Here is a 3,241-nt window from a genome sequence, read left to right on the forward strand (position 1 = left end):
AGGGGGCTTTGATATAAAAATGAATCCTGGCATCGAGCTATTTTTGCGTAGGGCTACCCCTAAACTATCGTGGCCGCAGCAGCGTTTCACCTCTGAGTTCGGGAAGGGTTCAGTGTGGTTCCACCGCGCAATAGACACCAGGAAATATTGTTGGGTCAGACACCCTGAAGACTGCACAGTAACGCGAAACCAAATGATTTATGAGGTCAAGCCCTCGGTCTGTTAGCACGGCTCGGCTACATACATTGCTGCACTTCCACCTACCGCCTAAGAACGGGTGTTCTTCCCGTGACCTTACCCACTTACGTGGTGAGAGCACTCATCTTGAGGTGGGCTTCCCACTTAGATGCTTTCAGCGGTTATCCGCTCCGCACTTGGCTACCCAGCGTTTACCGTTGGCACGATAACTGGTACACCAGCGGTGCGTTCCTCCCGGTCCTCTCGTACTAAGGAGGACTCCTCTCAATGCTCTTACGCCTGCACCGGATATGGACCGAACTGTCTCACGACGTTCTGAACCCAGCTCACGTACCGCTTTAATGGGCGAACAGCCCAACCCTTGGGACGTACTTCCGCCCCAGGTTGCGATGAGCCGACATCGAGGTGCCAAACCTCCCCGTCGATGTGGACTCTTGGGGGAGATCAGCCTGTTATCCCTAGAGTAACTTTTATCCGTTGAGCGACGGCCATTCCACTCTGCGCCGTCGGATCACTAAGGCCTACTTTCGTACCTGCTCGACTTGTCAGTCTTGCAGTCAAGCTCCCTTTATGCCTTTACACTCGCCGCACGGTTTCCAAGCGTGCTGAGGGAACCTTTGCGCGCCTCCGTTACCTTTTAGGAGGCGACCGCCCCAGTCAAACTGCCCACCTGAAACTGTTCCCTGACCAGATAATGGTCATGGGTTAGAATTCTAGCTTCGCCAGAGTGGTATCTCACCGTTGGCTCCATACTCCCCACAAGGAATACTTCATCGCCTCCCACCTATCCTGCGCAAGCCAAGCCCGAACACAATTCCAGGCTACAGTAAAGCTTCATAGGGTCTTTCTGTCCAGGTGCAGGCAGTCCGTATCTTCACAGACATTCCTATTTCGCCGAGTCTCTCTCTGAGACACCATCCAGATCGTTACGCCTTTCGTGCGGGTCGGAACTTACCCGACAAGGAATTTCGCTACCTTAGGACCGTTATAGTTACGGCCGCCGTTCACCGGGGCTTCGGTCGCTAGCTTCAAGGTTTCCCCCTGACCAACTTCCTTAACCTTCCGGCACTGGGCAGGCGTCAGCCCCCATACTGCGTCTTAATGACTTTGCGGAGACCTGTGTTTTTGGTAAACAGTCGCCTGGATCTCTTCACTGCGACCCACGTCTGAGGTGGGCACCCCTTCTTCCGAAGTTACGGGGCCATTTTGCCGAGTTCCTTAGAGAGAGTTATCTCGCGCCCCTTGGTATTCTCAACCTCCCTACCTGTGTCGGTTTCGGGTACAGGTAACTGTAAGTTAACGTGTTTAGAGCTTTTCTTGGAAGCTAGACTATGCCACTTCCCCACCGTAGTGGGTCGTACTCACGCCTCAACTCGAAACGTTTTCGCCGTCTCTCAACATCTTGACGCTTGAACCGGTAACCAACATCCGGCTGACAATTATCTTCTCCGTCCCTCTGCACAACCTACAATCAGTACGGGAATTTTAACCCGTTGTCCATCGACTACGCCGTTCGGCCTCGCCTTAGGCCCTGACTAACCCTCCGGGGACGAACCTGGCGGAGGAAACCTTAGGGTTTCGGGGCATTGGATTCTCACCAATGTTTGCGCTACTCAAGCCGACATTCTCACTTCCGTTTCGTCCACAGCTGCTTGCCGCTACTGCTTCTACCTACGACGGAACGCTCCCCTACCGATTAACATAAGTTAATCCCACAGCTTCGGTACATCGCTTAGCCCCGTTCATTTTCGGCGCGAGAGCGCTTGACTAGTGAGCTATTACGCACTCTTTCAAGGGTGGCTGCTTCTAGGCAAACCTCCTAGTTGTCTGTGCACTCTCACCTCCTTTATCACTTAGCGATGATTTGGGGACCTTAGCTGGTGGTCTGGGCTGTTTCCCTCTTGACAATGAAGCTTATCCCCCACTGTCTCACTGGCAATGTGTGCTCTGGGTATTCAGAGTTTGTCTCGATTTGGTACCGGTCTCCCAGCCCGCACCGAAACAGTGCTTTACCCCCCAGATATAATCATTACCGCTGCGCCTAAACACATTTCGGGGAGAACCAGCTAGCTCCTGGTTCGATTGGCATTTCACCCCTAACCACAGCTCATCCGCTGATTTTTCAACATCAGTCGGTGCGGACCTCCACTTGGTGTTACCCAAGCTTCATCCTGGCCATGGTTAGATCACCAGGGTTCGGGTCTATAAACACTGATTATCGCCCTTTTCAGACTCGGTTTCCCTTTGGCTCCAGCATTCTCGCTTTAACCTACCAGTGCCTATAAGTCGCCGGCTCATTCTTCAACAGGCACGCGGTCAGACTTTGAATAGTCCTCCCACTGCTTGTAAGCTAACGGTTTCATGTTCTATTTCACTCCCCTTCCGGGGTTCTTTTCACCTTTCCCTCGCGGTACTGGTTCACTATCGGTCACACAGTAGTATTTAGCCTTACGAGGTGGTCCTCGCTGATTCACATGGGATTCCTCGTGCCCCATGCTACTCGGGATTCAGCTACTATCCTTCAACTTTCGACTACAGGACTTTCACCTTCTTTGGTGCAGTATTTAGCTGCTTCGTCTAGCCTCCAGATTCGATATCGCTGTCCCACTACCCCAATCGGTAAACCAATTGGTTTAGGCTTTTCCCCTTTCGCTCACCACTACTTAGGGAATCTCTGTTTTGATTTCTCTTCCTCCAGCTACTAAGATGTTTCAATTCGCTGGGTTGGCTCTCTCCTGCCTATATATTCAGCAGGTAGTATATAGGGTTGCCCCATTCGGAAATCTCCGGCTCAATGTTTGCTTCCAACTCCCCGGAGCATATCGTCGGTAACCACGTCCTTCATCGCCTCTGTGTGCCTAGGTATCCACCGTTAGCCCTTATTAGCTTGACCACTCAATTCATTTGGTGTTTCACAATTTGCATTCACTCAACATTCATTCAGAATGTCTGTGTCTGCCTGCTAATTTCGCGTTACTATGCAGTTTTCAAGGTTCTGGCTGAGATCAACTCAGCAGTCTGACAGTTCAGTCATGTTGCTGGC

General features: G+C 51.8%; 2 rRNA genes. Both read right to left on the minus strand.

Annotation, left to right across the window (positions count from 1 at the left end):
* Positions 1 to 24: 24 nt before the first annotated feature.
* A 5S ribosomal RNA gene (rrf, locus tag ACEYW6_RS35785) occupies positions 25 to 142 on the minus strand.
* Positions 143 to 202: 60 nt separating this feature from the next.
* A 23S ribosomal RNA gene (locus ACEYW6_RS35790) occupies positions 203 to 3,091 on the minus strand.
* Positions 3,092 to 3,241: the final 150 nt, after the last annotated feature.

Origin of the sequence: Nostoc sp. UIC 10607 (assembly GCF_047228265.1) — a bacterium.
Lineage (GTDB): Bacteria > Cyanobacteriota > Cyanobacteriia > Cyanobacteriales > Nostocaceae > Nostoc > Nostoc foliaceum_A.